Origin of the sequence: Paenibacillus sp. SZ31 (assembly GCF_012912005.1) — a bacterium.
GTDB lineage: Bacteria > Bacillota > Bacilli > Paenibacillales > Paenibacillaceae > Paenibacillus.
Genome location: NZ_JABBEA010000006.1, coordinates 15,399 through 41,480 on the forward strand (window position 1 = coordinate 15,399; position 26,082 = coordinate 41,480).

Annotated in this window: 30 protein-coding genes; 3 read left to right on the forward strand and 27 right to left on the reverse strand. The window is 42.6% G+C overall.

Translation table 11 applies throughout. The annotated features are described in order from the left end of the window. Positions 1-744: 744 nt before the first annotated feature. The 9 genes from HF638_RS13800 to HF638_RS13840 all read right to left on the reverse strand — a co-directional run bounded on the left by HF638_RS13800 (position 745) and on the right by HF638_RS13840 (position 7,680). Positions 745-1,485, reverse strand: coding sequence for a phospholipase D-like domain-containing protein (locus tag HF638_RS13800; RefSeq protein ID WP_169480721.1), 741 nt, complete (start codon positions 1,483-1,485; stop codon positions 745-747). 169 nt (positions 1,486-1,654) lie between these two features. Continuing rightward, positions 1,655-2,092: a protein-tyrosine phosphatase family protein gene (locus tag HF638_RS13805; RefSeq protein WP_169480722.1), complete on the reverse strand. Its 438-nt coding sequence runs from the start codon at positions 2,090-2,092 to the stop codon at positions 1,655-1,657. 1 nt (position 2,093) lies between these two features. Next, positions 2,094-2,519 (reverse strand): arsenate reductase (thioredoxin), encoded by a 426-nt coding sequence (gene arsC / locus HF638_RS13810; RefSeq protein ID WP_211175650.1) that lies wholly within the window; start codon positions 2,517-2,519, stop codon positions 2,094-2,096. A gap of 2 nt (positions 2,520-2,521) precedes the next feature. Continuing rightward, positions 2,522-3,958, reverse strand: a complete 1,437-nt coding sequence (locus HF638_RS13815) for an arsenic transporter (RefSeq protein ID WP_169480723.1) — start codon at positions 3,956-3,958, stop codon at positions 2,522-2,524. Continuing rightward, positions 3,955-4,284: an ArsR/SmtB family transcription factor gene (locus tag HF638_RS13820; protein ID WP_169480724.1), complete on the reverse strand. Its 330-nt coding sequence runs from the start codon at positions 4,282-4,284 to the stop codon at positions 3,955-3,957. Before HF638_RS13820 ends, HF638_RS13815 begins: the two co-directional genes overlap by 4 nt. A 131-nt stretch (positions 4,285-4,415) precedes the next feature. Beyond that, entirely contained in the window at positions 4,416-4,610 is a 195-nt protein-coding gene (locus HF638_RS13825) for a hypothetical protein (RefSeq protein ID WP_169480725.1), read from the reverse strand. A gap of 59 nt (positions 4,611-4,669) precedes the next feature. Next, positions 4,670-5,698, reverse strand: coding sequence for a flavin-containing monooxygenase (locus tag HF638_RS13830; protein ID WP_248278150.1), 1,029 nt, complete (start codon positions 5,696-5,698; stop codon positions 4,670-4,672). A 76-nt stretch (positions 5,699-5,774) separates the two neighbouring features. Further along, the gene (locus tag HF638_RS13835) at positions 5,775-7,187 is read right to left on the reverse strand and encodes an NAD(P)-binding domain-containing protein (protein ID WP_169480727.1); all 1,413 of its coding nucleotides are present in this window, start codon (positions 7,185-7,187) and stop codon (positions 5,775-5,777) included. A gap of 64 nt (positions 7,188-7,251) precedes the next feature. Continuing rightward, a complete protein-coding gene (locus HF638_RS13840) occupies positions 7,252-7,680 on the reverse strand; it encodes a MarR family winged helix-turn-helix transcriptional regulator (RefSeq protein ID WP_169480929.1) in 429 nt (142 codons plus the stop codon). Between the two features lie 156 nt (positions 7,681-7,836). Here HF638_RS13840 and HF638_RS13845 point away from each other — a divergent pair, with 156 nt between their 5' ends. Continuing rightward, complete coding sequence (locus tag HF638_RS13845; RefSeq protein ID WP_169480728.1) at positions 7,837-8,331, forward strand: arsinothricin resistance N-acetyltransferase ArsN1 family A; 495 nt, start codon at positions 7,837-7,839, stop codon at positions 8,329-8,331. 202 nt (positions 8,332-8,533) lie between these two features. Here the strand turns inward: HF638_RS13845 and HF638_RS13850 are convergent, their stop codons facing one another. The 8 genes from HF638_RS13850 to HF638_RS13885 all read right to left on the reverse strand — a co-directional run bounded on the left by HF638_RS13850 (position 8,534) and on the right by HF638_RS13885 (position 15,631). Next, a complete protein-coding gene (locus tag HF638_RS13850; RefSeq protein WP_169480729.1) occupies positions 8,534-9,241 on the reverse strand; it encodes a hypothetical protein in 708 nt (235 codons plus the stop codon). A gap of 3 nt (positions 9,242-9,244) precedes the next feature. Beyond that, positions 9,245-9,643 (reverse strand): hypothetical protein, encoded by a 399-nt coding sequence (locus tag HF638_RS13855; RefSeq protein WP_169480730.1) that lies wholly within the window; start codon positions 9,641-9,643, stop codon positions 9,245-9,247. Continuing rightward, positions 9,612-10,469: a ParA family protein gene (locus tag HF638_RS13860; RefSeq protein ID WP_169480731.1), complete on the reverse strand. Its 858-nt coding sequence runs from the start codon at positions 10,467-10,469 to the stop codon at positions 9,612-9,614. Before HF638_RS13860 ends, HF638_RS13855 begins: the two co-directional genes overlap by 32 nt. Positions 10,470-11,315: 846 nt before the next feature. Continuing rightward, positions 11,316-12,611, reverse strand: coding sequence for an ABC transporter permease (locus tag HF638_RS13865; protein ID WP_169480732.1), 1,296 nt, complete (start codon positions 12,609-12,611; stop codon positions 11,316-11,318). Further along, a complete protein-coding gene (locus tag HF638_RS13870; protein WP_169480930.1) occupies positions 12,604-13,506 on the reverse strand; it encodes an ABC transporter ATP-binding protein in 903 nt (300 codons plus the stop codon). Before HF638_RS13870 ends, HF638_RS13865 begins: the two co-directional genes overlap by 8 nt. Positions 13,507-13,526: 20 nt before the next feature. Then, positions 13,527-14,423 (reverse strand): ATP-binding cassette domain-containing protein, encoded by an 897-nt coding sequence (locus HF638_RS13875; RefSeq protein ID WP_169480733.1) that lies wholly within the window; start codon positions 14,421-14,423, stop codon positions 13,527-13,529. A gap of 15 nt (positions 14,424-14,438) precedes the next feature. Next, positions 14,439-14,828: a GntR family transcriptional regulator gene (locus HF638_RS13880; protein WP_169480931.1), complete on the reverse strand. Its 390-nt coding sequence runs from the start codon at positions 14,826-14,828 to the stop codon at positions 14,439-14,441. Positions 14,829-14,917: 89 nt separating this feature from the next. Next, positions 14,918-15,631: a hypothetical protein gene (locus HF638_RS13885; protein WP_145151834.1), complete on the reverse strand. Its 714-nt coding sequence runs from the start codon at positions 15,629-15,631 to the stop codon at positions 14,918-14,920. A 209-nt stretch (positions 15,632-15,840) separates the two neighbouring features. On the opposite strand from HF638_RS13885, the gene HF638_RS13890 reads away from it, so the two are divergent. Then, positions 15,841-16,170 (forward strand): hypothetical protein, encoded by a 330-nt coding sequence (locus tag HF638_RS13890; protein WP_169480734.1) that lies wholly within the window; start codon positions 15,841-15,843, stop codon positions 16,168-16,170. A 110-nt stretch (positions 16,171-16,280) separates the two neighbouring features. On the opposite strand, the gene HF638_RS13895 is transcribed toward HF638_RS13890, so the two are convergent. From HF638_RS13895 to HF638_RS13935, 9 genes are all read right to left on the reverse strand, one after another. Then, positions 16,281-16,652: a hypothetical protein gene (locus HF638_RS13895; protein WP_169480735.1), complete on the reverse strand. Its 372-nt coding sequence runs from the start codon at positions 16,650-16,652 to the stop codon at positions 16,281-16,283. A gap of 142 nt (positions 16,653-16,794) precedes the next feature. Continuing rightward, on the reverse strand, positions 16,795-17,259 hold the full coding sequence (locus HF638_RS13900; protein WP_169480736.1) for a DUF420 domain-containing protein: 465 nt from the start codon (positions 17,257-17,259) through the stop codon (positions 16,795-16,797). Between the two features lie 35 nt (positions 17,260-17,294). Continuing rightward, entirely contained in the window at positions 17,295-18,218 is a 924-nt protein-coding gene (gene ctaG, locus HF638_RS13905) for a cytochrome c oxidase assembly factor CtaG (RefSeq protein ID WP_169480737.1), read from the reverse strand. Positions 18,219-18,326: 108 nt separating this feature from the next. Next, a complete protein-coding gene (locus tag HF638_RS13910) occupies positions 18,327-18,647 on the reverse strand; it encodes a cytochrome C oxidase subunit IV family protein (protein WP_169480738.1) in 321 nt (106 codons plus the stop codon). A 3-nt stretch (positions 18,648-18,650) separates the two neighbouring features. Beyond that, positions 18,651-19,277, reverse strand: a complete 627-nt coding sequence (locus HF638_RS13915; protein WP_047840264.1) for a cytochrome c oxidase subunit 3 — start codon at positions 19,275-19,277, stop codon at positions 18,651-18,653. Next, positions 19,274-21,124 carry a cytochrome c oxidase subunit I gene (gene ctaD / locus HF638_RS13920; RefSeq protein ID WP_371327960.1) on the reverse strand — a complete coding sequence of 617 codons (1,851 nt, stop codon included), beginning with the start codon at positions 21,122-21,124 and terminating at the stop codon, positions 19,274-19,276. The genes HF638_RS13915 and ctaD overlap by 4 nt, the downstream gene beginning before the upstream one ends. Before the next feature lie 71 nt (positions 21,125-21,195). Then, positions 21,196-22,248, reverse strand: coding sequence for a cytochrome c oxidase subunit II (coxB, locus tag HF638_RS13925; protein WP_062837334.1), 1,053 nt, complete (start codon positions 22,246-22,248; stop codon positions 21,196-21,198). A gap of 598 nt (positions 22,249-22,846) precedes the next feature. Continuing rightward, positions 22,847-23,608, reverse strand: a complete 762-nt coding sequence (map, locus tag HF638_RS13930; RefSeq protein ID WP_169480739.1) for a type I methionyl aminopeptidase — start codon at positions 23,606-23,608, stop codon at positions 22,847-22,849. A gap of 133 nt (positions 23,609-23,741) precedes the next feature. Continuing rightward, on the reverse strand, positions 23,742-23,930 hold the full coding sequence (locus HF638_RS13935; protein ID WP_017690840.1) for a hypothetical protein: 189 nt from the start codon (positions 23,928-23,930) through the stop codon (positions 23,742-23,744). A gap of 399 nt (positions 23,931-24,329) precedes the next feature. On the opposite strand from HF638_RS13935, the gene HF638_RS13940 reads away from it, so the two are divergent. Further along, a complete protein-coding gene (locus HF638_RS13940) occupies positions 24,330-24,605 on the forward strand; it encodes a transposase (protein WP_169480740.1) in 276 nt (91 codons plus the stop codon). Positions 24,606-24,720: 115 nt separating this feature from the next. On the opposite strand, the gene HF638_RS13945 is transcribed toward HF638_RS13940, so the two are convergent. Next, a complete protein-coding gene (locus HF638_RS13945) occupies positions 24,721-25,959 on the reverse strand; it encodes a hypothetical protein (RefSeq protein WP_169480741.1) in 1,239 nt (412 codons plus the stop codon). Positions 25,960-26,082: the final 123 nt, after the last annotated feature.

The following is a 26,082-nucleotide window of genomic DNA, read 5'->3' on the forward strand; positions in this document are numbered from 1 at the left end:
CTACTTTACATTGTTCTATTGTTAGTATGGGATTACTCACCTAGTTACTTTTACGGAATCTTCTTACTATGCCTAGGTACAATTACTCTTTTATCTCACTTAGTCACAATTCAATCTTCACGAAAATACATTCGGACAGAATATAAGGAACTATCGTACCTCATTGGAAAATCAAAATTTACATATGATAAAGAAATTCTTTTTGCTTTACGGTGTGATGAAGTTTATTACTTTTTGAGAAACAATAGATTTAACCACACTAACATTGATAGTCTAATCCAATATTACTCACATAAAGGAGACTCTATAAGGAAACAACGCTGGCTTCCTATTGCCATTTTTGCAACATTTATATTGCCTTTTTGGAATGCTAGTGTAACTAAAAATCTTGTTTGGACTGAAATAGATAAAGTTGTCCCATTGGCCTTATTCGCTATTTTCCTCCCAACTGCTGTTTGGGTATGGAGAAAAAATATTGAAATGATCTTTCTATCCAAATCTAATAACTACAATGAACTTACAATTATTCTGCGCACTGTTAAGTCATTTCCAAAGTTTTAGTATCGGTTCTAGTGGTATCTAGTTGTCTTCAATATATGGAACTAGTACGATCATCTTCAGGTTCAGCTAAGATTTTTGGTAGAACTTTAGAATTGATATCAAAAAAGGAGCAATCTACTAAACCACAGAATGCTCCTTGCTAAGCTAACGTTTCACGTTAGTTTTAAAGATAGATATTGAAATTTAATTTCCTACATACAACCGCATAAATTCATCAGCAAATTTCTTTACAAAGTCTCTGTCAAGTGCAGTTGCTAAGGTTTCGTCGTTTTCTCTTGCATTTTTACTCCAATTATATGAACCATGCATCACAAACTCAAAATCAATTATACAAAACTTGTCATGAAGTCTATTTGACAAATATTTGCCCTTTAACGGAATCTTCTTCACTTCAAAATTACTTTCTAATTCGTGCATTATGTGTTTGTTGGTAGCTTCATCTGATGTGATTATTCTTATATTAACCCCAGCGTTTTTTCTTAGTAATAACTCTTCAAATATCTCATTATCAGTAAACCATGCTACTGCAATCCATATCGAATATTTTGCATTTCTAATACCTTGAATTATTGTCTCTTTTATCTCATCAAAAAATACATCATGTTCTGTTGTTTCATCTTCCTCTAGATCAACAGGTTTTGGTTTTATATTTAATCCGTAAAAGTCATATTCGGCCGTTTCTATATATACTAAAGCTGCTATTGTTTCTAATTGGCTCTTGTAAGTTCGTGCTACCTTTAATAAAGGCACGGGTACTCTTAAATCAACATACTCTTTATATTGATAAGATTTGCGGGTAAAGTCACTTGTTTTAAGGTAAGTGATCATAGAATTTCTTAATATCCCAAGTAACTCATCTTTATTCTTATAATCATCATACTTAACCGTTTCAAACATAGTTTTCAAGAACTGTTTCTCGTCCACTTTATCCCCCCATTTTCTTCTATCCAGCCATAATTATTTCATTTTAACACAGATAATTAAACATAACTGCCCGTTAGTTGAAGAAAAACAGCCGGTCAATTTGATCGGCTGCTTTCTTGATTGTATTGAGCAAACGTTTCTCGTTAGCGTAACTATTAAAAGCCTTGTTTCAGAATATTTTATTTAATATTTCCTTTTGCAGCGGCTTAATATTAATGATACTTCTAATGCCTTTTGCCTTCAGTTCAGCATCCTCTATTGTATTGGCTAACCCTAGCTCCAACAGAGTGCCAGCTGCAACAGTTCCCGTTCTGCCCTTGCCTCCACCACAATGAAAGGCGACCTTCTTGCCGACATTATATGCTCCAACAACCTCATGAATGGCTTGTTTAAAAAGCTCGGCTTCATGTTCTTTCGTATCGTCATCAAGCGGCACCTTTACCCACATCACATGATCTGCTGGATACGCGCATTCTGTTGCTTCTTCCCGAAGATCCACCACGACTTCAATACCTTCGTTCAGAACCATTGCCTTTACGTCAGCAGCTCCGCCCATAAAAACTTTATCAGCAATAAGTGCATGGTATTTCTTTTCGGCGTGGTCCATTTTACTTACCTTCTTTCAAGAACTGCTCGATACGAGCTTTAATTGAATCGCGGACCTCAGCGAATGTAGCTGTGATTTCTTCCTCTGTACCTGTCGCCTTGGCTGGATCATCGAAGCCCCAGTGCCATCTTTCAGCTTTGTCATTACGTACAACTGGACAATTATCGTTGGCATGACCACAAAGTGTGATGATGTAGTCTGCTTGTTTTAAAATCTCAGGATCAATCACATCGGATGTATGACCCGAAATATCGATTCCAGCTTCTTTCATCGTTTGAACAGCACGAGGATTTAAGCCATGTGCCTCTAATCCTGCACTTCTCACCTCATATTTATCACTACCAAGTGCCTTTAAAAATCCATCGGCGATTTGGCTTCTGCAAGAGTTTCCTGTACACAAAAAGTAAACAAGTGGTTTGTTGTTCATGATTATTGATCTCCTTTATCTTTGGTTTGGCTTACTTGCACTTTCGCTTCGCCCATTTTAGAGTTAATTAACGTTTTTACGACCGTAGCGATAACAACCAATGCTACTGTGATTATGCCAATCATTAACCAAACGTTTATGTTTGTTGAATGAATCAAGTGTAGCCACAAATACAGTCCTGTTAACGTGATAAAGAGCGTTGGGATGGTGAGCACAATCCCGATTTTGAAATAACTACCCCACGTGATTTTTACATCCTTACGGGACAGTACATGTAGCCACAAAAGTGTTGCGAGAGATCCGATCGGTGTGATTTTTGGACCCAAGTCACTGCCGATAATATTGGCATAAATCAGCGATTCCCGGATGACACCTTGCGTACTCGTTCCATCAATGGCAAGTGCATCAATCATCACTGTCGGCATATTGTTCATAACCGAAGACAATATTGCAGCTAGAAAGCCCATACCAAGTGTGGAGATGTAGAGCCCCTGGTCGGCGATGGCTTGAATGACTTTCCCTAGTTCATCCGTCAATCCCACATTTCGCAGTCCATAAACGACGACGTACATACCGATAGAGAAAATTACTACTGCCCATGGAGCCCCTTTAATGAGCTTCCACGTTTGAATAGCGTGACTCCGTCGTGCAGCTAATATAAACAAGATTGCAATAACCCCAGCGATAACAGACACGGGAACTTGAATGAACTCGCTCATCAAGTATGCAACCAGTAATACGGCTAAAATCACCCAAGATATTTTGAACAGTTTCTTGTCCTTAATCACTTCAGCGGGCTTTTTGAGCTGACTGACTTCGTAGTTCCTTGGAATACTCTTTCTAAAAAACAAGAACAAGACCAGAAGACTCGCTAATATTGAAAAGAAATTCGGAACAATCATACGACTTGCGTACTCCACAAAACCAATACCGAAGTAATCCGCAGAAACGATATTGACGAGGTTACTCACGACGAGTGGGAGCGAAGTTGTATCTGCAATGAAACCACTCGCGATAATAAAAGGTAAAATCATCTTTTGATCAAATTTGAGCGCTCGGACCATAGCAAGCACAATGGGCGTTAAGATCAGTGCGGCACCGTCATTTGCAAAGAACGCTGCAACCGCTGCTCCAAGCAGCACAACATAAACGAACATCAGCTTGCCATTACCTCTTGCGAGCCTTGCCATGTGCAGTGCAGCCCATTCAAAAAATCCGATTTCATCTAAGATTAGCGAAATTAAGATAATAGCTACGAAAGCAAGCGTGGCGTTCCATACGATTCCTGTGACCGTACCTACATCGGATAGACTCACAACTCCAAAAAGAAGAGCAAGGACAGCTCCAGCTGACGCTGACCATCCAATATTAAGCCCCTTAGGTTGCCAGATCACAAAAGTCAGTGTAAGTAAAAAGATTAAAATCGCGATAATGGTCATGCTTCCTCCTGAGGACCGCAGCAGTTGTTCAATCCTGCTATTTTATCTTTCATGGATGGCAGATACGGATACACACACTGAACATATGCTTCTGCATCTGGATTAAGAGAGTAGTACACCCACTGCCCTCTTTTCTTTTCATTTAGTAGACCGGCTGCCTTTAGTTTTCGAAGATGCTGACTGGCGTTTGGTTGTGACATGCCAATAATGTCTGTGATATCACATACACAGAGTTCCTGTTCCTGAAGTAGCGCAATGATGGTCAAACGTGTTTTATCAGCTAATAACTTATACGCCTCAGCCATCTCCTGAATGTTTTGTTCCATATGTACACCTCCTGTGATATTCTCGTTGGTTTCATTTAGTAATATAATTATATAATAAACCACTTATATAATCAATCACGAATATATTAGGTTTACCACACCAAAAAAGTCGGCAATAATGATTACCGACTTTACTCTCGAACTAAAAATTCACATTTTGACTTAATAAAATAATGACTGTCTTTCATCTTAACTATATCTCTCGTTTGATACTCAATGACTCCACCTTGATCTAATAATTCATCATGCTGATATACCTTTACGTGCCATTTTTTTAAGATTGCATCATTAAGTTGTGCTGCGGTATACAACAGTGTGCCCTTCATTATAGTCACCTCGAGAAGTTATAATCATCAATTATAACATCCTCCTGAAATTCGATAGCTCACAATATTTTCACAAGCGATTGTACAGCTTTTTTCGCGTCATTCCCAGAACCTCGAATCGTCGCAGACGCAAATGAGGTCTGCCACGGTATACCTACGAAATGGATACTTTCATCGCTTTGTTTTACAGGTACACCTGATGAATCAAGAACGTTCAATCCACTAAGATATTCGAAATTCGGAATATAACCTGTGGCAAAAATAACGGTATCCACATTTTCACGAGTCTCATCTGCCCACACTAACCCATTTTCCGTAAAAGCTTTAAACATCAGTTTGGCATCTGGCTTACCTTGATCGATTGCATTTTTATATGTACCGGTATCAAGGACACCGTCACTACTTTTCTGCAATAATCGTTTGCCCCAATTGGATTGATCAAGCCTGAGTATAGTTAGCCAAAAGTGAATATCTTTCCCTGCAATGACCTGCGGCTTGAATTTGATCGGGCTTCTGGATGCAATCGTTACATGCGCCGTCTTAGCCAGTTCAACCGCTATTTGTACCGCCGAATTACCTCCTCCCACAACAATGATCCGTTTGTTTTTAAACTCTTTCTCATTTCGGTAGTCCTTGGCATGAAGTATTTCTCCCTTAAATTCATGCATGCCAGGAATGTTTGGAATATGAGGATTTACGAATGCCCCGCTTGCACTAATGATGGACCGTGTACGAAACTGTTCTCCGCTTGAGGTATGGACTGTATAGATATTACTTTCCTTATCCACTTTAATTACTTCTTGCCCTGTGTGTATTGGAAAATTGTATGTAGCCGCATAAGACTTTAAGTATTGAACAACCTCATCTCTACGCGGATAAACATTTGCTCCACCTGGAAATGGGAGTCCTGGCAATGAAGAATACGGTGCAGGCGAGAACAACGTTAAGCTATCATAGTAATTTGCCCATGATCCTAAATGCTCTTCACTTTTTTCAAGGATGATAAAGTTCCGTTTAGCTTCTTGTAAGTAATAGGCTGCTGCCAAACCGGATTGACCACCACCAATAACGATGCAATCATAAATCATATTTTTCAATTTTCTCCCTCCTTCTATAAAAAGCTACTGCATCACGATTCGGATGCAATAGCTCTGAATTCTTGATTTATCCGCAGCAAGAATCTGATCCTGCCTTTTCCGTTTTTGAAGTAGAGCAGCAATTTGTAGTGGCTTCCTCTACCTGAACTGGTTCACAGCAGCTGTCCGTGCTACTAGCACCTAAACTGCAAACACCTGTCTCCGGCAGTTCCAGTTCTACTTTTTGAGCTGACTCCATATCTCCCACCAAAGCCGCTACAATGGATCTGACTTGCTCATATCCCGTTGCCATGAGGAAAGTTGGCGCTCTTCCATAACTTTTGGCACCTACGATATAAAAGCCCTTTTCTGGTTGACGGAGTTCTTTTTCGCCATGTGGTCGAACTGTTCCGCAGCTGTGGATATTGGGGTCAATTAATGGCGCAAGCTCATAAACACATTCTAAGCCTGGGTCCGTCAATACTCGTACTTCTCTCAACATCGATAAGTCAGGACGAGAACCTGTGTTACCTACAATTTCATCGATGTGATCAATAACCACTTGTTCATCTATGATGGTTCCGGAAACCTGAATCTGTTCACCTTGTTTTTGAAGTTTTTCAATATGAAATGCTGTCAGGACCTTTACGGCACTGGATTCAACCACCTTTTGGATACGAGTACCCAGTTCACCTCTTGCCTGAAGCCCATCTAGTTCTCGTCCGCCATAAACATCCTCGATATTTGCTTTGCGAACAACCCACACAATCTCAGTTCTTGATTCTTCTTTTTGAAGCTCTACAAGTTCAAGCAACGTGTTAATCGCAGAATGTCCACTTCCTACAACAAGCACCTTCTTGCCGCTATATCGATTTCTCTCTTTTCCTAATACAGCAGGAATACCGTATGAAATATGGCTATTAAGCGCTTTTTCCTCTTCTGAAAATATACCGTCTGAACGAAGAGGGTTCGGATTGGACCATGTCCCCGTCGCATCGATAACAGCCCGCGCTTCATAAATAAACGAAGATCCGTTTTGTTCAACATGAATCACAAACGGGAGTTTCTCACGCCCATTTGTTTTTACTTTACTTAACCCTTTACGACTGATCGCAGTAACTTTCGTATTCAAATGTATATGTGGACTTAATTCAGGCAGCTCAGCCAAAGGTTTTAGATAATACTCGACAATCTCCTTACCCGTTGGGATCGTTTCGGTTTGTGGAGCGACCCAATTGGCCGATAGCAGCAACTCTTTAGCAGCTTTATCGATGTTATACTGCCATGGTGAGAACAGTCGTACATGTTCCCATTTTCGAATGTTTGTCCCTACTTCATCTCCAGCTTCAAACAACATAAACGGCTCACCTTTTGAAATGAGTTGTGCTGCTGCCGCAAGACCAACCGGTCCAGCTCCAATGATCGCGACAGGTAATTTGCCCTTCTCTTGTACTGGTGCTTCGCAGCAGCTCACTTGGTTCACAGGGATATGTTTAATCATCTTAGTTTCCTCCTCATAATTAGTTGCATTTTGCAAGTATTATATTAAATAAATGGGATAAGTATTATCCCAGTGGTGTACAGCATACGCTGGATTTCGCCATACTTTCGTTTAGCAGTTTGACGGCGTTGATGACCATATCCCGTTCAAACTCAGACATATGAGAAAAGACTTCTTTTAAATAATCATTCATTTGCTCATCAATGACCGTAGCAACAAACTTCCCTTGTGTAGTCAAGGATAATATGTAAATCCGTCGATCTTCAGGTAGAGGCGTTTTTTGAACCAAACCCAACTTTACAAGACTTTGAACCTGCCGGCTAAACGTCGTGATGTCAATGGAGAGTGCATCTGCCACTTGTTGAATGGATGGATTATGTTTACGATCAATTTCATAAACGATATGACTTTGAATAAGTGAAATATCCAAACCTCCTGCGGTGCAACAGTTTTTATCCAACAATCCAAAACGCCGTGTCATGATCTGAAACATCTCTCTTACGTTGTTTTCCAATTACCTCACCTCTTGTTATAGTTATACCCTGATTATTTGCAATATGCAAATGTTTTTTTATTATTTTTCTTCCCCACTTCACATTTCAAGTTACATTGTGATATATAAAAAAATACAAAACAAAACGTAGGAGTGATGTTGATGCTTTTAGTGCGACAAGCTACAGTTGCTGATCTCAGCGACATTTTAACGATTTATAACCAAGGTATTGAAGACCGTATTGCCACGCTTGAAACAGATATAAAAGATGAAGCTTACATGTCTGAATGGTTTAACAAGCACAAAGGACGTTACTCGATACTTATAGCCGAACAGAATGATCTAGTGGTTGGATGGGCTTCTATCAATACGTATAGCCCAAGAAGCGCGTATGACGGTGTCGGTGACCTCTCCATTTATATTCATCGTGATCATCGTGGCAAAGGGGTTGGAAAACAATTACTTCAGAAATTAGAGCAAATCGGTAAGCAGAATAACTTTTATAAGTTTGTTCTTTTCACCTTTCCATTTAATACGCTAGGTCAGAGCTTATATCATAAAGCTGGATATCGAGAAGTAGGTGTATTTCAGAATCAAGGCGTTTTAGAAGGGAAATTTGTAGATGTGATGGCAATGGAGAAAATTTTATAAGTATTGATATGTAGCAAGTATGGTTTAATGTCTAATCGGTAATCTCTCAATTGAAATTCTATAACATAAATCCAGAGAATTGCTGACAAGTTCTACAACGAAAAAAGCCGCTATACTAGCGACTTCGTTTGGATAAAATTTCAATCTTCACTTTTGACATTACTCTATTATCTACAGACTAATTAGCGAAACTAGAACGAGGTTATGCCATCTCTTTAATTATAGCCAAATTTTCTGGATCTAAATTTCTCTCTAAACGAATAATAGAGGCAAAGGTAAGTTCTTGAAAATTAAAGTTTATTGCTTCACAAAGAAGCTCTATAAATAATTTAAATATAGCATTCACATCTTTGACAAAGTGGCTCATTTTTTCAAAATAATTGCTAACATAGTAATCTAGAGTACCTAAAGCATTAAAATTGTTCGTTAAATGAGCATGAATTTCTTTTGAATATGTTCCATACAAAGAAAACAGTTGTGAAAGTTTAGGCAGTTTAGTACTTTCTTTTATTTTGTATGCCTCTTTCAATTCATCTTTTAAATTTCTAAAAGCAGTCCGAGCTATAGTACTCTGATCTTTATCAGGATATGCTAATGAATAAAGCATCTTTAACAGAGTCTCTACTGCCGAACGAATGAGATATCCTACAAATCCAACGTGATTGACTGGTAAAGCAACAAGAATCGAATTTATATATTCTTTAAAATCACTTAAAAATTGTTTGTTACATTGGCATGCATGCTCTTCAATCCAACTTTGAAAAACTTCAATCAGAATCAAATTATCATAGGCTAGCGAATGCAGTTTATCTATTGTCTTAAGCCTTCCTTGTTTCGATGTCCATACATTTGAAGGGAAGTGTGTATCAATAAATTCTTTATAGCGAGTAAGTTCATTTTGCTTAGACATTAACTATTTACCTCGACTGTATTTATTCACAATATCATTTACATAATCGTCAGAAGAATTTGATCGCTTGGTACTCTCAAGCTCGTAGTTATCATCATTAATATCACCGTGTTTATACAGAAAGTCCATGGTTCTAGACTGCAATACCATAAGATTTTTCAAATCCATTTTTTGCAATTTTCTAATCGTCATGGCTATTAACGAAGTTCGATTAGAATAAAGATATTCTCTATGTGCTATGCTAATGAACTCAAAAAATTCAGGTAAATCTTTGTTACTTTTAAATAACTCAGTTGAGAGAATAATTTCAGATAAATAGCCATACAGATTTACTCTCAAAGTGTTCTCATTTTGTATTTTTTTAACTTCCTTAAACTTGTTGATTAAATTTTTCTTGTCCATTAGCAGCATCTATCCTCCCTTCGAACTCTTCACAAATGTTTTGTACAGTCTGCAATAAAAGAGCATCATTTCTATCAGTTACAAAAGTATCCATTCGGCTTGTTGCGATTTTCGGCATGTACTTAAATTCTTGTTTAAATCTATATAAACCTTTCTTCCTTGCAAAAGTATCTATACTACTGATTATTTTACTGACGCCACCATCAAGGTCCACCTTCGTTAAAACTACCCCTAGACACAAGAGAGTTCTAGATTTCATTAAAGCAGCCTGATCATCATTTTTAAAGTTTTCTACTACATTATTCAGTAAATCAAGTCCCAAAATAGAGTACAAATCTGGTTGAGCTGGGGCTAGATAAAAATCGGAAGCTAATAATGCTGAAACTGTATAAAATGAGTATGTAGGAGGACAGTCTATAAATATATAATCAAACTCTCTTTTTAGCTCCCACTGATCAATTAAAGTAAGGAGTCTTTGCTCATTCTTACTGTTTACTTCTCTTTCCATAAAAACTGTAGAAAGATCACCTGGAATTATACTTAGGTTTTCTGTCAATTTCAAAATAACATTTTGCCTTTGAATATTTACTAATTTTGACTCATACATATTTTGAATTGTTGGCATGCCCTCAAGTTTAACTCCCTCATCATTTACTGTATCTACAGAAAACTTTTCAAAAAGCGACTGAGTACAATTTGATTGAGGATCTACATCAACCACCAAAACTTTTTTACCGCTATTCTGTAAATAATAAGCTATTTCTCTACAAAGTGTTGTTTTACCTACTCCACCTTTCATATTTAAAAAAGAAATAACGTGCCCCATATATACCCCTCCTTGATAAAATATCAACTAGTTTGTTTGTTGTTAAATCAAATATACCTGTAATACAAGGGACTAATCAACCAATTTACTATAATATTTCCTCTCTCGCTTTTTTAAATTTTCTTCAGTTAATACATTAGTCAACTGAACACAGTAAAAGGCCAGGATTTTCATTCTGACCATAGTTATTTTTATTGTTTTCACTTACTTTTTCACTTTAAGTAACATTAAACATACTAACATTGGAATTCAATCGATCACAAATTGATCATCACAGTGCCCTGCTAAATTAATTATATAGAGGAGAATTACACATAAAGTAACTTTACTACTTCAATTTACCTAGTGCTTCCGATTATCTAAAGCTTGAAGGTAGCAAAACGGATCATCCGCTTAAGAGGAATTACATCAAAAAAATCCCAAAATTTTTCGAACTCTTTGCACAGAATAGAAGTTTTATGTGAGCTAATGCGATATTGAGAATGAGAAGGTACTCTTCTTGAAAATGAAGAGCATCTTCTCCTATAAAATCAATTATAAACTTGACCACAGCTTCACTCATTCTCAAATTTATAAAAACTACATAATACTATAAAGACAATTTAGTTCTGGATTCATGGTTGCTTTAATGAGAAAACTTGATTTATCAAGGAGAAACGACAATTTAAATTAAAGTTACCGACAAAACACCATCAAGTTAACGACATTTTAATTTAAAGTTAACATCGGGAGATGAATGACAATGAATAAATATTCAGTTCCCATCGATTATGAAAAAGTTGTCTCATCAATTCTGAAAATAGTCCCACTAATTATGACGACGCACATTTTTTTTGAGTTCCTATCTTAGATCTTATAAGCCTTCATGGCCTTAAATAACTCTTTAAAGGTTGGACGTTTACCGTACATCAACACACCTGTGCGATAAATTTTCGCTGCAAGCCATCCGAAGATGACAATGGATACGACGAGAATCGCTAAGGATGTTAGAATCTCCCAAGTTGGTGCAACTCCTGCGCCAATCCGTACCAGAATCGCGGTCGGCGACGTAAACGGAATGAAACTTGCGATTTTCAACAACAGAATGTTTGGCGTAGCAATACTGAAGATCGCAATATAGAAGGAAACGAGCGACAGCATCGTGATCGGCAGAACAGCCTGACCGAGTTCTTCAGTACGACTTACCATTGAACCAATGGCAGCAAACAACACGGCATACAGGAAGTAACCCAGAATGTAGAATATGAGTCCGTACACAATAACTGCAATATTCACATCACTTACATTCATATTGAAGTCACCTAATACTGCACGGTTATGCGGCAGCAAGATATTTCCGGCAACCACTGCTCCGAAGATCCCAATTTGCAGCATCCCCACCATGAAAATACCGATGATTTTACCAAACATCTGACTGAGCGGTGATACACTCGTAATCAGAATCTCCATAATACGTGAGCTCTTCTCAGCTGTGATCTCGGAGGCAATCATGTTGCCTGTCATCATCGTCGAGGTGAACAGCAGGATGATCAGCAAGTACACCACAATATAGTTAATCGGGCTCATTGCACCTTCAGAATCAGTACCAGCTCCGCTCTCATCTGTACTCAAGCTTTGCTCGGTGAGTTTCACAGGTGTTGTAATCAGTTCCTTCTGCTCCGCTGTGAGTACATCCTTCACAACCACATCCAACTTCACACTCTGCAACGCAGCTTCAATAGATGCGATAATCTGAGGTGATACGTCTTCTGCTGAATAGAGAATCGGCTGCGGGAACTCTTGCCCGGCAACGGCTTCAAACTTCAGATAACCATCGGTAAGCCCTGCTTCCACATCTGCCGCAAGAGCAGCCTCATCTTTGTCACCACTGGTGATGAATCGATAGGCCTGATCTCCTTGAGCCGCAGAGAAGCTCTCCAGTTTCTCGGAAACTTCAAGCTGCCCCGTACTTAAAAGACCAATATTTACAGGATTACTGCTTGAAGCTCCGCCAATGGGACCCCCGTTGAATAAGGTAATGAAATATGGAACATTGAGTCCTATAGAAATTAAAAGTGCAAGTACAATGGTCGTCACCATGAATGATTTCGTTTTAACCTTGTTCTTAAAAGTAAATCCCGTAATCGTTCCCATTTTATTCATTCGACTCACCTACCTCACGAATAAAGATTTGGTTAAGCGTTGGTTCCTTGATCTCAAAGTGCTCCACTGTCGTCTGTGCCATCGCTGTTCTGAGAATCTCCTGAGCGGCTTCCACCTGTCCAATATGTATCAGGTATCCACGCTCGTTCCGCTCGACTTTCTTCACACCAGGCAATAGCTCCAATCCATCCACATTTCCAAGCGTACTCAGATACACTTGCTCACGCGGATAACGGCTCTTGATCTCTTTGATCTCTCCTTGCACTACGGTATTGGAACTATGCAGAATGGTGATCTGACGACACAACTCCTCAACGTGTTCCATCCGGTGTGTGGAGAACAGTATCGCTGTTCCTTCATCACGCAATTCCTTAACGGTGGATTTGAGTATCTCTACATTGACAGGGTCCAGTCCGCTGAACGCTTCATCCAGAATGAGAATCTGAGGTCTATGAACCACCGCGGCGATAAAGCCCATTTTCTGCTGGTTACCTTTGGATAACTCCTCAATCTTCTTGTCGTAATACTCGGGTACCTCAAAACGATCCAACCAGTACTTGAGGCTCTGGTCTGCATCCTTGCCATTCATACCACGGAGCCGTGCCAGGTAATTAATCTGTTCGCTGACTTTCACCTTCGGGTACAATCCGCGCTCTTCCGGAAGATAACCCATAATCTGTTGTAGCTCCGTGTTGTAGGGCTTGCCGTTGTACAGGATATTACCTCCGTCAGGGTGAATCAGTCCGAGCACCATACGCATTGTTGTTGTTTTACCTGCACCATTGGCTCCGAGCAGTCCGTAAATCTCCCCCTCTTTTACATTGAGCGTGACTCCATTAACGGCTGTTTTGTCTGCATATTGCTTGACGACTTGCTTCAATTCCAATCGGTTCATCATTTATCGTCTCCCTTCGGTTATTTCCACTGTACGGGTGCATACCCGGCAATCCAGAATGCCAGCACTTCATCCAATTCCAAGTTACGTATCTTCAATACCCGGTTATTGGACAGCTCCAGCCTCTCCTGCGCTTCACTGATCCGGGTTGTAATTACGCGAATCAGACCTCTCTCTTCCAAAGAAGATTCCACAACACCAGGAATACTCTCTGGCCTTAAATCTCCTTCATACCAGACTTCTTTCCATTGATCGAGCACCATATCTTTTTCGGCCATCCCCAGCGACTGACCACGGTGCATCAATACGATGTAATCCGCAAGCCTTTTGACTTCATCCGCAATATGGGTGGCAATCAGAATCGTGGTGTCTCCCCCAGCCATGAAGGTACGGAACTGCTCAACCATCACTTTCCAGGCAAAGGGGTCCAGTCCTGATGACGGCTCATCCAAAAGTAATAATCTTGGGCGAGCTGCAATTGCAGCTGCAATCTCAAACTTTCGCCGTTCTCCCTTGGACATCTTGTTCAGCTTCACATCAACAGGTACTTCCATGTCATGAATCAGTTGGTCGAACAACTTCATATCCCAACGCGGGTACCAGTAGGACCGGAAATGGGCTGCTTCCTGAGCTGTTATACGGTTCTCTTCCGAACCCGCGTTATCTGCCACAAAACCGATCTGTTGTCTCAGTTCAATGGGGAGCAGCCCCTCATGTTCCTTCCCAAACCATATAATCTGTCCGGCATCTGGCAGCACTACTTGCTGCAGCATGTTAAGAAGTGTACTTTTACCTGAACCGTTATGACCGAGAATAGCGACTACATACCCTTCCGGAATGGAAAGATCAATCGGGCCAATAATTCTGCGTTTTCGCATTTTGGATACGCCGTTCAACTGGATTGCTATAGGTTCCATGTATGCATCACTCCCTTACTTCGCGTAAATAGTCTTCAGGACTTCCCGGAACAGGCTCTCCATCTCTTCTTCCGTACATCCTACCGATTTCCCCGACTGCACCGCTGCCTGCATCGCTTCCTGTGCGGCCTTCAATCTATAATTTTCTCTGTCGCCGGCTTCTACCTGGGCCACAAATGTACCTGTCCCCTGCTTCGTACGAAGCAGGCCTTCATTCTCCAGATCCTGATAGACCCGTCTAACCGTAATGACACTACAATTCAGCGCTCCGGCGAACTCACGAATGGACGGCAAATGTGTTCCCTCCCCCAACTGACCCGTAATAATTAACGATCTTAACTGATTTTCAATTTGGTGGTATAAAGGTTCAGCGCTATTTTCATTAATTTGAATGGGTATTTTCACATCTTGCACCTCGCCCTCCGGTACACTCCAGTCTGTTACCTGACCGTGCCGGTTTCATCCTGTATTCGTACATAAGCTCAACTCTCATTTTAATTCAAATCCCGAAGAACCAACTTCTTCAGCGTCAAGCGACTAAACAGCCATAATCCAGCTACGCCAGCTATCAGAGCAATCCACATGATCGGGGAAAGCAGCCCCCATGATTTACTTCCATCCATTACAATCCGTAATCCGTAACTGCCTGACATTCGAATCAGTATGGATATGCCAATGGCGAATGGTATAAAAAGCGTACTGAGAAACAAGTATTTCTTGCCACTGTTCAGAAACTCTCCGTAAATATAGAATCCTGTTACCAAGAGGCCATAACCTGTACAGGTAAGGCTAAAAGCCAGATACTGATCCCATCGGAATCCTTCGGTATGAAGGTTAACCACGTATAACGATCCGTAGAAAAAGATTCCATTGTACGTAAACGCCATCAGAGACTGCTGTAGCCTTGACCACATCACCACTTGTTCAGGGATGGGGATTCTGCGATAGTAGGCCAGCATCTGCGTATAGGAATCCTCCTGTATGTAACGGAAGGAGCGCCTGCAGAACATGAACCCTTGAAATGGCAACATGATCAAAAAGAAGGAATCCACTACTGGATTAATAATATCTGTCTGTTGTTGTCCTAAAAACATCACACCGCTCATGCCGCCAGTGTATATCATGAATAATGCAGACCATAGCCATTGGAGCTTATCCTTACTCATCTGGCTGCGGGTCAACCACCACGCCTGCTTCCATTCGTTCATATGCACGCCTGCCTTTCACCTGTCATCTACTCATCTTGCTTATGGTGTTCACTGTGTTTACTGTATATATCAATATACACAGTATACAGACCGATTTCTCATCCCGTCAACCCCTAATTTTCCTGAATCAGGAAGACGAGATGGGACATAGTTCGAATTTACGTTAAAATAAATTATAGTAACGAATTAATGAAAGGAAGGTTATAGCTATGGATTGGCTGGTCGAGCTCGGGTTTGTCCTCCTTTTCCTTATCGTCGTCATCTGGTTGATCCTCCGGGATGAACCTCATCGTCATTCTGCTAAGAAAGGCAGACATCGCATCCGTCGTAACAATGGTTATACGGACTCTGCTTCGGGATATCCGGTCATTACAGGAGATGACTCCTATGATCGACATTCCAGACACACATCGGATCACAAACATCATGATTCGGATTCTTCATCAAGCACACATTCTCATCACAACAGCGATAGTGGTAGCAGCAATGACAGCGGTGGAGATAGCGGTGGCGGAGACAGTGGAGGTGGCGGGGATTAGACTTCATTCCGCAAATACAAAAGAAGGGCTGTACCCATTATTGTGTGAACACAATTCGGGTACAGCCCTTTGCCGTTCTCTAGCACCTGTTAGAAGAAGAGGCCTTGCGATTAAATGAGGTTATAGCCACTAGGCAGACTGCGGTTGCTACGGATCGCACGAATCTCGGCCAGAGTCAACCGCTGATTCGTAGAGATCAGGGATTCCACGTCATTGCCACGGATCAGATCATCCAAATCTCTCAAGTTGGTGTTGCCTCGGAAGACACGGAATCCACCCTGAAAGTTAGGCCGCGTAAACACAACCAGTGTTGCATTGGAACTTGTTGAGAAAAAGCGCAGGCTCTCTACCCCGTCCAAAATATTGTCCAGGTTACGAAGACCTGTGTTGCCACGATAGATGCGGCTTCTCCCTCTGTAGTTCTCTTCTGAATACACGGTAAGACGTGGATACGTTTGACTGACGTTGACTGTTTTTTTCATTTTGTTTCCCCCTCTCGAACTCATTCTATGAACGAATGAGAGGGAAAGCGTGGACGAATGATCTGCTAGATTCGTCCATTTTCATATTTTCAGAAGAAAGTAGTGACGCACGCCCAAGTAACCGGAGGTTATGTCTCTACTTTTATACGCCGAGGATAGCTTCCCATACCGGACGTGTATGACCACCAGGATATAAGAGATACAACAGGACATACACGACAACACCTGTCAGTGCTGAGCCGAACCAGATCATGGACGTGAACTTGCCCCAGCGGCGATGCGTTCCGAACTTCTTTTTGAATCCCAACACCAGTGTGGAGATGCCGAATACCGCAGCCACGGTAGCCAAGATAATATGAAATATCAGAAATATCCGGTAAAAGATCTCCAGATCCGGGTCCCCGCCCCAAGCCGTATTGCCCACGAACACCGTGCGCGACATATAGATCACAAAAAAGATTAAAGCCGCAATCGCTCCTGCGACCATAGCAGACTGGTGTGCCTCACGTTTGCCCCGAATAATCAGTGCCCACCCGATTCCCACCAGTACTGCACTAATCACAATGAAAGAAGTACTGATCGTGGGTAGCAAAAAATACATATCCATCGTGTGTTCCCCCTCTTGTTAGAACATTGACTTCATTATTTGGCAGCCGGATTGAGCGGCCCTCCAGAGCCACCTGCAGGATACGAATCATCGTCATCTTCCTGTTTCTCTTTCCGATACCACTGGAAAAATACATAGGCCAGCATAGAGGCAAAGATCCCCTCCTGAATAAACTTCATCACAATGCCACCGACCTGCTGATCTTCCTTCGCGGAAGACAGAAAGTTGAAGAAGGCCGGCCCACCAAATGAGCGAAGTAACGCCGTAGAATCTCCAGACACACAATACTGCATCGCTTCAGCCCACACTGCCGGGTTGCTGTACGTCTGATACAACGGCTCGGATGCAAAGATAATTAATCCACAAGCAGGCGTAAGCAGTACCATATTTAAGAAAATAAACCCGATCTTGGATAACCCAGATGCTTGTCTGCCTTCTGGCAATGGATTCAGCAATGTCCACCACATGAGCATAGAGGTAATGAACAGTGCAATATAATACAACCGGTGAACGGTAAAATTCAACATCACGTAGTCATGTACAATCGGCAGGTGATACAGCGAGAACAGTCCATTAAAGAGCACTGCCGCAACGATCGGATGAGCCAGGAAAGATAGCTGGCGTGTAGGCAACCAACGCACGATTCTGCGCCATACCCAGATCGGTAACCCTTTCATCATCAGCGGCGGCGCTACCAGATAGGAGAATGCCATGCTTACCATGTGGAAGCTAAACATCACGTGACCGAGCAGATTAAAGGGCCCTGCTTGAGCCAGATACAGGACAAACAGCCCTGTAATAAACATGATTTTCTGCACAGCAGTCGCTGGCTCTGCATCCTTTATTTGCTCGCTTAATGGTCCGACAAGCACCAAATAAGCTGCAGCAATGATCAGAAATAAAGCCAATATAAGCGGACTCCATAAGTCGTTAAAACTAAAGTATTGCAACCCGAGCATACGGGAAACCTCCCCGTGACCTAATTTGATTGTTGCCAGTATTCCTTTGAGTAGATCCACTCGCTACAAAGGGGAAAAGACGGCGGCAATGCGCCGCCGCCATCTCTTTTACCACCAGACCCAATACAGTGCCATAATGATGCACGTAAAGGCTACGAAAAAGCCAAAGGCCATGAACAGGATCGGCATCAAATGCCCTTTATCCTTCATGTGCATCCAGTAACCCAATTGAACGAATACCTGAAGAATCGCCATGACGAGTAAAATAATAATGGTAAAGGTTGTGTTGACCCCTCCGGCAGAAGCAGCCGCAAACGCAATCAGCGTGAGAATAATGGAGAAGATAAACACCACGACGTGTTTCTGCGGCCCTTCCGTCCGGTGACGGTGTTTCACAGGCTGTTCATCTGTCTTATCCTGTGTCGACATGTGTTACCCCACCTTTCCGAGCAGGTACACGACCGTAAAGATGAACACCCAGACCACGTCAATAAAGTGCCAATACATTGCGGAGACGTATACTTTAGGTGCAGTTACGACCGTCAATCCTTTTTTGAACAGCTGCCCGATAATGATTCCGATCCACACAATACCGAAAGCAACGTGGGCTCCGTGGAACCCGACCAGTGTATAGAATGCTGAACTGAATGCACTGGTGGTCATACCGAACTCTTTATGTTTCACATATTCATAGAACTCGTATATTTCCAGTGCAAGAAATCCCATACCCAGTACTACAGTGATACCCAGCCACAATGCCAGTGCATCTCGCTTGCCCTTATGCATGGCCTGAATTGCAAATACACTTGTCAAACTACTGACTAGGAGAATGAATGTTGCAGCGGCCACGAGCGGCAGGTGGAACAATTCATTCGCCGTAGGTCCATCATTGGTTTGACCACGAAGAGCCAGGAAGGTAGCAAAGAGTGTCCCGAACAGTACCGTTTCGCCGCCAAGGAACAACCAGAAGGCGATAAGCTTGTTACGTCCTTCCAGCGTTGCTTTCTCCGGTTCATGCGGCAATTTGTCGTTCACCGGTTCGGCATGTGAGGTTGTCATGTTCTCGCCCCCTTCTCATCCTGATCCTCCGGTTCAATATGCCAGCCATGATCATCATAAAGTGAACGAAGGGCCATTGCGCCAAATGTGATTACGAGACCAATAATAACTACAATATAATTGTTGAATAATCCGTTCATAAACGCATTACCGAAATCATCCTTGCTAAACATCAAGCCAAGTCCTGCGATAAAGATACCTACGGACATTACAAACGGCAACGGCGTTGCTGAAGGCATATGAATCGAACCAACGGGTTCTGCCGGTGTCATCTCTGTATGTCCTGCCATCTTTTCCTTCCAATACGCATCGATTCCGCGTACCAGTGGAGTCTGCTTGAAGTTATATTCCGGTGGCGGGGAAGGAATGGACCATTCCAGTGTACGTCCGTCTTCCCACGGATCGTTCGGCGCACCAGCCGGTTTTCTTGTTGTGATCACGATGTTCACGAGGAACATGATAACCCCAACACCCATCAGAAACGCACCGACAGAGCTGACCAGATTGAGCAGGTCAAAGTCCTGATTCGGCAAGTATGTAACGATCCGGCGCTGCATCCCCATCAGACCGAGGAAATGCTGTACAAAGAACGTTAATTGGAAACCGATCATAAATGTCCAGAATGTCCATTTACCCAGTGTTTCGCTCAGAATACGTCCGAACATCTTCGGCCACCAGTAATGCAGTCCCGAGAACAATCCGAGCACCAGTCCCCCTACAATAACGTAGTGAAAGTGGGCCACAACAAAGTACGTATCATGGAACTGGAAATCCGCCGGAGCAGATGCCAGCATGACGCCTGTAACACCGCCCATAACGAAGGTTGGAACGAATCCAACCGCAAACAGATTTGCCGCAGTAAAGCGGATCTGTCCACCCCACATCGTAAAGAGCCAGTTAAAGATTTTGATCCCGGTAGGTACGGCAATCAACATCGTGGAAATAGAGAATAGCGCGTTGGCTACGTTCCCTAGACCTGTTGTAAACATGTGATGCGCCCATACCATGAAGCCCAGGAAGGCAATCAGGATGGTTGCAAATACCATGGAGCTGTATCCAAACAACCGCTTACGCGAGAAGGTCGGAATAACCTCCGAGATGATACCAAATGCCGGCAAAATCAGAATGTATACTTCCGGGTGCCCGAAGATCCAGAAGATGTGCTGCCAGAGTACCGGATTACCGCCACCTGCGACATCGAAGAAATTCGCTCCCAGAATACGATCAAACGTTAAAAGTACAAGCCCTACCGTGATGGCAGGAAAAGCAAAAAGGATAATGGCAGATGTAATAAATGTCGTCCATGTAAACATCGGCATCCGCATGTAAGACATGCCTGGAGCACGCATGGTAATAATCGTTGCGAGAAAGTTAATACCACCGATGAGTGTTCCCAGACCCGCGATCTGAAGACCTATGGTGTAGAAATCCACGCCATGCGTTCCACTATATTCACTGCCCGAAAGCGGCGTATATGAAGTCCAGCCCGCATCAGGCGCTCCGCCCATAACCCAGCTCAAGTTCAGCAACAATCCCCCAAACAGGAACGTCCAGAAACCGAGCGCGTTAAGAAATGGAAAAGCAACGTCCCGTGCCCCGATCTGTAAAGGCACAACAGCATTCATAATGGCGAATATAAGTGGCATGACACCAAGGAAAATCATCGTTGTTCCGTGCATGGTAATCAATTCGTTAAAGACCTGTGCCGATACAAAATCATTCATCGGTTTCATCAGTTGAATCCGAATCAAAATGGCTTCAATGCCGCCGATTCCAAAGAAAAACCCACCCGCAACCAAATAGAGAATGGCGATTTTTTTGTGATCGACGGTGGTGATCCAATCCATCAAGCCCCTGTACCTCTTGACGCTATGCGCATGAGCCAAGGTTGTGTACCCCCTTCTTCGTCCTTGCTGTTCTATTCATAGTCCAATTTGTAGTTGGCCAGATATTCGGCAATTCCGTCGATTTCTTCATCCGTCAACCCAAGATCTTTGGGATTCGGCATGGTGTTACCCGGCTTCACGGATTGTGGGTCATGGAGCCATTCTTTCATGTTATCCAATACCGGATTACCTTCTTCCTGTCCCTCACGATAATTCAGCAGAATACCTGCGACAGATTCTTTGCCGCCGATTCCCGTCAGGTCAGGTGCAACAGGTCCACCTTGATCGCCAACAGCGTGGCAGGAAAGGCAGTTTGTTTTGAATTTTTCGGCCAATTGAGCATCTTCAGGAAGGACTGCGGGTGCTTTCATTTGATTCACCCATCTGTCAAAGGATTCCTGACTCACTGCCTTTACCTTAAATTCCATGAAAGCATGCGATCTGCCGCATAACTCGGCACATTTACCGCGGTAAACGCCTTCATTTGGTGCGGAGAAACTGAACTTGTTAAGCGTTCCATCCGGGTTTGTGTCCATTTTGCCCGCAAGTGACGGCACCCAGAAGGAGTGAAGCACGTCAGCGGTTTTTAATTCGAATGCGATTTTGGTTCCGGTCGGGATGATGAGATCTTGAGCGGTGGTTACGTCATATTGAGGATAAGTGAATTCCCACCAGTACTGATGCGAGGTGACTTGGACCTTAAGTGCGTTTTTGTCATTGGACAAATCTTCGCCTTGGGCAAAAATCGTTTGTACCGTCGGTACTGCCAGCACAATAACCAGCAATAACGGAATGGCTGTCCATATTACTTCCAGCTTGAAATTACCTTCAACCTGTTCGGGCATCTCAGTCTGCCCGGCTCGTCTGCGAAACCGGATCAGGACATAGGCCGCTATGGCGAATACAATGATGAGCACCACAATCATAATCGCGATGGACAGCTTCATCAGATCATATTGGCCTTGCGCCACAGGACCCTGAGGTTTCATTACCGACAAGTCTTCCCGCCCGCATGCGGATAGCAGCAAAGAGAACACCGCCAGCAAGGGGAGAATTCGCTTTGCAACCTGCCACTGTTTCATCATTGATCTACCCCACTTTTTTACGTTTTCGTAGATTACCGTTGTCGTTCGGTAGAAAGGCAACAAAAGGTACGTTTCAGCACGATACGCATAATCCTCTTCGTCATACAGAACGCTTACAAAAATAACGCTTCCAGTACTCCCGTCATTTCCTGCTCAGGGCATGTCTGCGCATTCTTCCAATTCATTCTATATGCTTCAATCACTTATTAAATATAAGTTGAGGGTATGATTTTGTCAATCTTTGGACACATGTTCACAAATTGTTCACTTTATGTAAAAAACCGCTCTGTAACTTGATTTGTAAACGATTTCAGTTAAAAATATTACTCTCTACATTTGAAAATTTTTGCCAAATTTCGGTGATGAAACTTGATTTATTGGCGGTTTTTCTCACACTGAAAACATGCGGGATTATGCAAAAGAAAGATTCAATTTAATGGATAACATCTTCCATATTCACCTGGAAGTCATACATACCGCTCCATACTGCTTTATTCAAACTCTAACAGCATGGAGCATTTGAAGAATTTTGAAATAATTTTGATTCCGAACTCTCGAATTGTAGCTCAATCAGCTTATCATCTTCACTGACCTCACCTTACGTGCCATTGGTCAGGATCAATGGACCGTCTCCGGTTATGGCAACCGTGTGCTCATACTGAACTCCCCAGCTGCCATCCACCGTCCTCACCGTCCACCCATCCTCATCCCATACAACGGCTCCTGAACTGCCTTTCGTAAAGATCGGTTCAATGGTAATAACCATGCCCTCGGTAAGCATCATGCCCGTTCTGCGTTTGCCATAAGGCAGTACATTCGGCGGTTCATGAATATACTGACCAATCCCATGACCGATGAGGGGCTTCACAATGCCATATCGATATAGTCTCGCTGTTCGTTCAATGGCACTTCCAATATCTCCGAGCGTGTTGCCCGGAACTGCTTGTGCAATGGCCCGCTCAAGCGCCTTCTCTGTACGCCTCATCAGCTTGCGAACGGATCTGCTTGGTTCATCAATTCCATATGTCCAGGCCGAGTCAGCAAGCCAGCCGTCTTTGTTTACCACCATATCGATGGTCACCACATCTCCGCTCGCCAGCACCTCATCACCCGGAAATCCGTGGCAGACCACTTCATTGACGGAGGCACAAGTCGCGTAAGGATATCCTTTGTACCCTTTCTGCTCCGGTGTGGCCCCATGTTCTGCGAGAAATTCTTCTACCCGCTCGTTGATTTCTGCTGTCGTGATACCGGGGACCATCCACTGCTCAATATGCTGGTGACAGCTTCGCAAAATACGTCCTGCTTCCCGCATGTAGCCAATCTCTTCTTTGGTTTTCAAAATAGGGTCCACATGCATTCATCCTTCCCGCTGTAGGTGTACTCCCATATATATGCAGCAGGAACGCAAAAAAAACCGCCTGCCGGAGCTTAACGCCCGAGAGACGGTTCTATTCATTATCGGAACAGTATAATCAGAGTTGTGTGTTGTTTCAGGACACGGAAGAATCCATCTTGACAAGCTCATGCTCAACCACAGAAGTCAATTCTTCCTCATATCCACCCGTAATCCGGTATTTTCTCACGTACTCCTTCACGAATTTTTTTGGATCCTTAGGACGGAAAATCCGAGTCATTTCCCTCAAACTTTCTTTGACCTCATTGTGACCTTTCGTTGCCATTGTAATTCCCTCCCAAAACGTTGAAAGTGAATGCTCCGTTTAGAGAATGCCGAATAAGTCTTAAATGCCATCCATGAAGTTGTGTGCGCGGCTTAAAGCAAGCTTTAGGTCGGGAACCTCGCTAGAAAGCAAGTACCTGACACTATAAATACCCGATATGATTCGGAATGAATCATAATCTTATTGTATCATATTCGGAAGTATCTTACGACTTGACGATTTCCTCTAATAAATATAACGGTTTTCATGCCCAAAAAGTTTAATTCCGAATCATATGTTATGATTGCCACCATTCTATACGGAATTAATATATCCAGCATAACACTGAACTATTCGGGGGATATTATCACGGACAACCCATATAGTTAAATTACTGGTATCCAAAGGAGGCGCCGTTTCATGGAACGCAAAGAACAGGATATGCTGCCCCTTTCGCATGAAAAGGTGGAAGTAGACGGAGTCTACATCAACGAAGCCGGACGTGAGGAACATCTGCATCGGGGGCAACACTTCCCGGCTGATCCCGTTCTCGGCAAGTCGGAATGGAAACTGACGGAATATGCATTTGATAATCACCACGAAGGACGTACCGATGAACGTTTGGTGCCCAAAGAAAACGACACCGATAAAATTGGCAAGATCACAAACCCTCGCAGGCAGATCAAGGGAGGATAAGGATTTCGTACGTTAAAGTATGCTGAACCACAAAAAACAAGGGCAGAACAAGCCATAGTTCGGCTGCTACTGCCCTTGTTTTTATTTGCAATGATATCCATTAAAAGTGTGCTGATTAATTCCCCCTCAGATCACTCAGCAGAATTTTCTGGGAGCTTTGCTCCAATAGACGAAACTCCTCGTTAATTCTCCGTTCTTTCGCTCCATCAGGTCGATAACCAGGAATCATTGCCCAATGCTCCTTTATCAATCCGATGCGATTCTTCATTGGAGGATGGTAGCTACGGCTTTGAGTATCATTCATTTCCTGTACCCGCTGAATACGAAGGAGCTCTTGAGTTGGAACAGCAGAAATCCGTTTTCTAAACTCCTCATATAGCTCCTTGTTATATTGATATTCTGCCACCTGTTCAGCCGTATGTGCAAAAAGGCCTTCCATCTCGGACTTCAAAAATAGAGATAACACTGCCTCACTGCCAGCTGTCTCTGATGCTTCATGATCTGCGATGTAGAATACTCGCTGCATCTCATTCCGCATGCTTTTGATTAACAATGAATAGACACCGGCTATAATAGCAAATAACAATAAGCGTAGTATTATGAGTGGAAATACCACCCAATATAACAGACCGCTGTCTTGTGGATCAACGGTGTCAATCCAAGAATTCAGTACATGCCTGGCTCGCTCGACCAGTGAGCTGTTGGAAATGTTCGGATGTGCAAATTGACTCATTTGGTGACTGATCGCGGCTATCTTCTCCTGTAACGTTAGGGCTGCAAAAAAGGGAATACCTATGACAAGTACTCTCTTTTTTCTTTTGAGATGCAGGTTGTATGTGGTATATTCTTCGCTAATGATGACCATATCCACAGGTGGAACATTCAAGCGCTCACCAATCTCATCAATCATTCCACACAATTCTGGATATTCGTCTCTAGAGATCACCCTGCCCGGAAGTCGCTTCCGATATGGCAATATAATTGTGATCCAGAGGAAAAGCAGCGCAATACCTAATATACCTAGCCATGTTGAATTGGTTGAAAAGAAATAGATTGCCACGCCCAAGATGGCTAATGTTGAAAAATGAACGAGAAGCGCAATCGAATAGGTAAATACGCTCTGTTTGGTGAAGGGGAGACTTCGATCTATACTATACTTGAATGCTTCGAGCAATCGGTCAGAGGAATACTCCCCCGATTCTTTGTTCAATTTTTCAGATGCAGATTCTCTCCCTTGATTCCCTTCTCCGTAAATGTTCCAGTTACAATTCACGCACCAGGTCATATACGCTGGATTTATCTCCATCTGATGTCCGCATTCCGGACAGTGTTCTTGCTCAGTCTGATACAACATTCTTCCACTCCTTGATTACACTATGTATTGGGCAGACAATCGCTAGAAAAATCTTCTTCCTCCCTAAAAAGATATTGTTTATAGCGCACTCATATAAATCGGAATTTTATGGAATATTTTGAA

Bases quoted from the DNA above. Each gene is read 5' to 3' on its own strand.
- HF638_RS13825 (WP_169480725.1), bottom strand. From the start codon at position 4,610: ATGAAGGGCACACTGTTGTATACCGCAGCACAACTTAATGATGCAATC.
- HF638_RS13875 (WP_169480733.1), bottom strand. From the start codon at position 14,423: ATGGAACCTATAGCAATCCAGTTGAACGGCGTATCCAAAATGCGAAAA.
- HF638_RS13860 (WP_169480731.1), bottom strand. From the start codon at position 10,469: ATGGGGCACGTTATTTCTTTTTTAAATATGAAAGGTGGAGTAGGTAAA.
- HF638_RS13885 (WP_145151834.1), bottom strand. From the start codon at position 15,631: ATGAACGAATGGAAGCAGGCGTGGTGGTTGACCCGCAGCCAGATGAGT.
- HF638_RS13840 (WP_169480929.1), bottom strand. From the start codon at position 7,680: ATGTTTCAGATCATGACACGGCGTTTTGGATTGTTGGATAAAAACTGT.
- HF638_RS13815 (WP_169480723.1), bottom strand. From the start codon at position 3,958: ATGACCATTATCGCGATTTTAATCTTTTTACTTACACTGACTTTTGTG.
- HF638_RS13900 (WP_169480736.1), bottom strand. From the start codon at position 17,259: ATGGATATGTATTTTTTGCTACCCACGATCAGTACTTCTTTCATTGTG.
- HF638_RS13835 (WP_169480727.1), bottom strand. From the start codon at position 7,187: ATGATTAAACATATCCCTGTGAACCAAGTGAGCTGCTGCGAAGCACCA.
- HF638_RS13830 (WP_248278150.1), bottom strand. From the start codon at position 5,698: ATGATTTATGATTGCATCGTTATTGGTGGTGGTCAATCCGGTTTGGCA.
- HF638_RS13940 (WP_169480740.1), top strand. From the start codon at position 24,330: ATGGAACGCAAAGAACAGGATATGCTGCCCCTTTCGCATGAAAAGGTG.
- HF638_RS13890 (WP_169480734.1), top strand. From the start codon at position 15,841: ATGGATTGGCTGGTCGAGCTCGGGTTTGTCCTCCTTTTCCTTATCGTC.
- arsC (WP_211175650.1), bottom strand. From the start codon at position 2,519: ATGAACAACAAACCACTTGTTTACTTTTTGTGTACAGGAAACTCTTGC.
- HF638_RS13870 (WP_169480930.1), bottom strand. From the start codon at position 13,506: ATGAACCGATTGGAATTGAAGCAAGTCGTCAAGCAATATGCAGACAAA.
- ctaG (WP_169480737.1), bottom strand. From the start codon at position 18,218: ATGCTCGGGTTGCAATACTTTAGTTTTAACGACTTATGGAGTCCGCTT.
- HF638_RS13865 (WP_169480732.1), bottom strand. From the start codon at position 12,611: ATGAATAAAATGGGAACGATTACGGGATTTACTTTTAAGAACAAGGTT.
- HF638_RS13910 (WP_169480738.1), bottom strand. From the start codon at position 18,647: ATGTCGACACAGGATAAGACAGATGAACAGCCTGTGAAACACCGTCAC.
- HF638_RS13855 (WP_169480730.1), bottom strand. From the start codon at position 9,643: ATGGACAAGAAAAATTTAATCAACAAGTTTAAGGAAGTTAAAAAAATA.
- HF638_RS13915 (WP_047840264.1), bottom strand. From the start codon at position 19,277: ATGACAACCTCACATGCCGAACCGGTGAACGACAAATTGCCGCATGAA.
- HF638_RS13845 (WP_169480728.1), top strand. From the start codon at position 7,837: ATGTTGATGCTTTTAGTGCGACAAGCTACAGTTGCTGATCTCAGCGAC.
- HF638_RS13945 (WP_169480741.1), bottom strand. From the start codon at position 25,959: ATGTTGTATCAGACTGAGCAAGAACACTGTCCGGAATGCGGACATCAG.
- ctaD (WP_371327960.1), bottom strand. From the start codon at position 21,124: ATGGATTGGATCACCACCGTCGATCACAAAAAAATCGCCATTCTCTAT.
- HF638_RS13850 (WP_169480729.1), bottom strand. From the start codon at position 9,241: ATGTCTAAGCAAAATGAACTTACTCGCTATAAAGAATTTATTGATACA.
- HF638_RS13805 (WP_169480722.1), bottom strand. From the start codon at position 2,092: ATGGACCACGCCGAAAAGAAATACCATGCACTTATTGCTGATAAAGTT.
- coxB (WP_062837334.1), bottom strand. From the start codon at position 22,248: ATGATGAAACAGTGGCAGGTTGCAAAGCGAATTCTCCCCTTGCTGGCG.
- map (WP_169480739.1), bottom strand. From the start codon at position 23,608: ATGCATGTGGACCCTATTTTGAAAACCAAAGAAGAGATTGGCTACATG.
- HF638_RS13895 (WP_169480735.1), bottom strand. From the start codon at position 16,652: ATGAAAAAAACAGTCAACGTCAGTCAAACGTATCCACGTCTTACCGTG.
- HF638_RS13935 (WP_017690840.1), bottom strand. From the start codon at position 23,930: ATGGCAACGAAAGGTCACAATGAGGTCAAAGAAAGTTTGAGGGAAATG.
- HF638_RS13820 (WP_169480724.1), bottom strand. From the start codon at position 4,284: ATGGAACAAAACATTCAGGAGATGGCTGAGGCGTATAAGTTATTAGCT.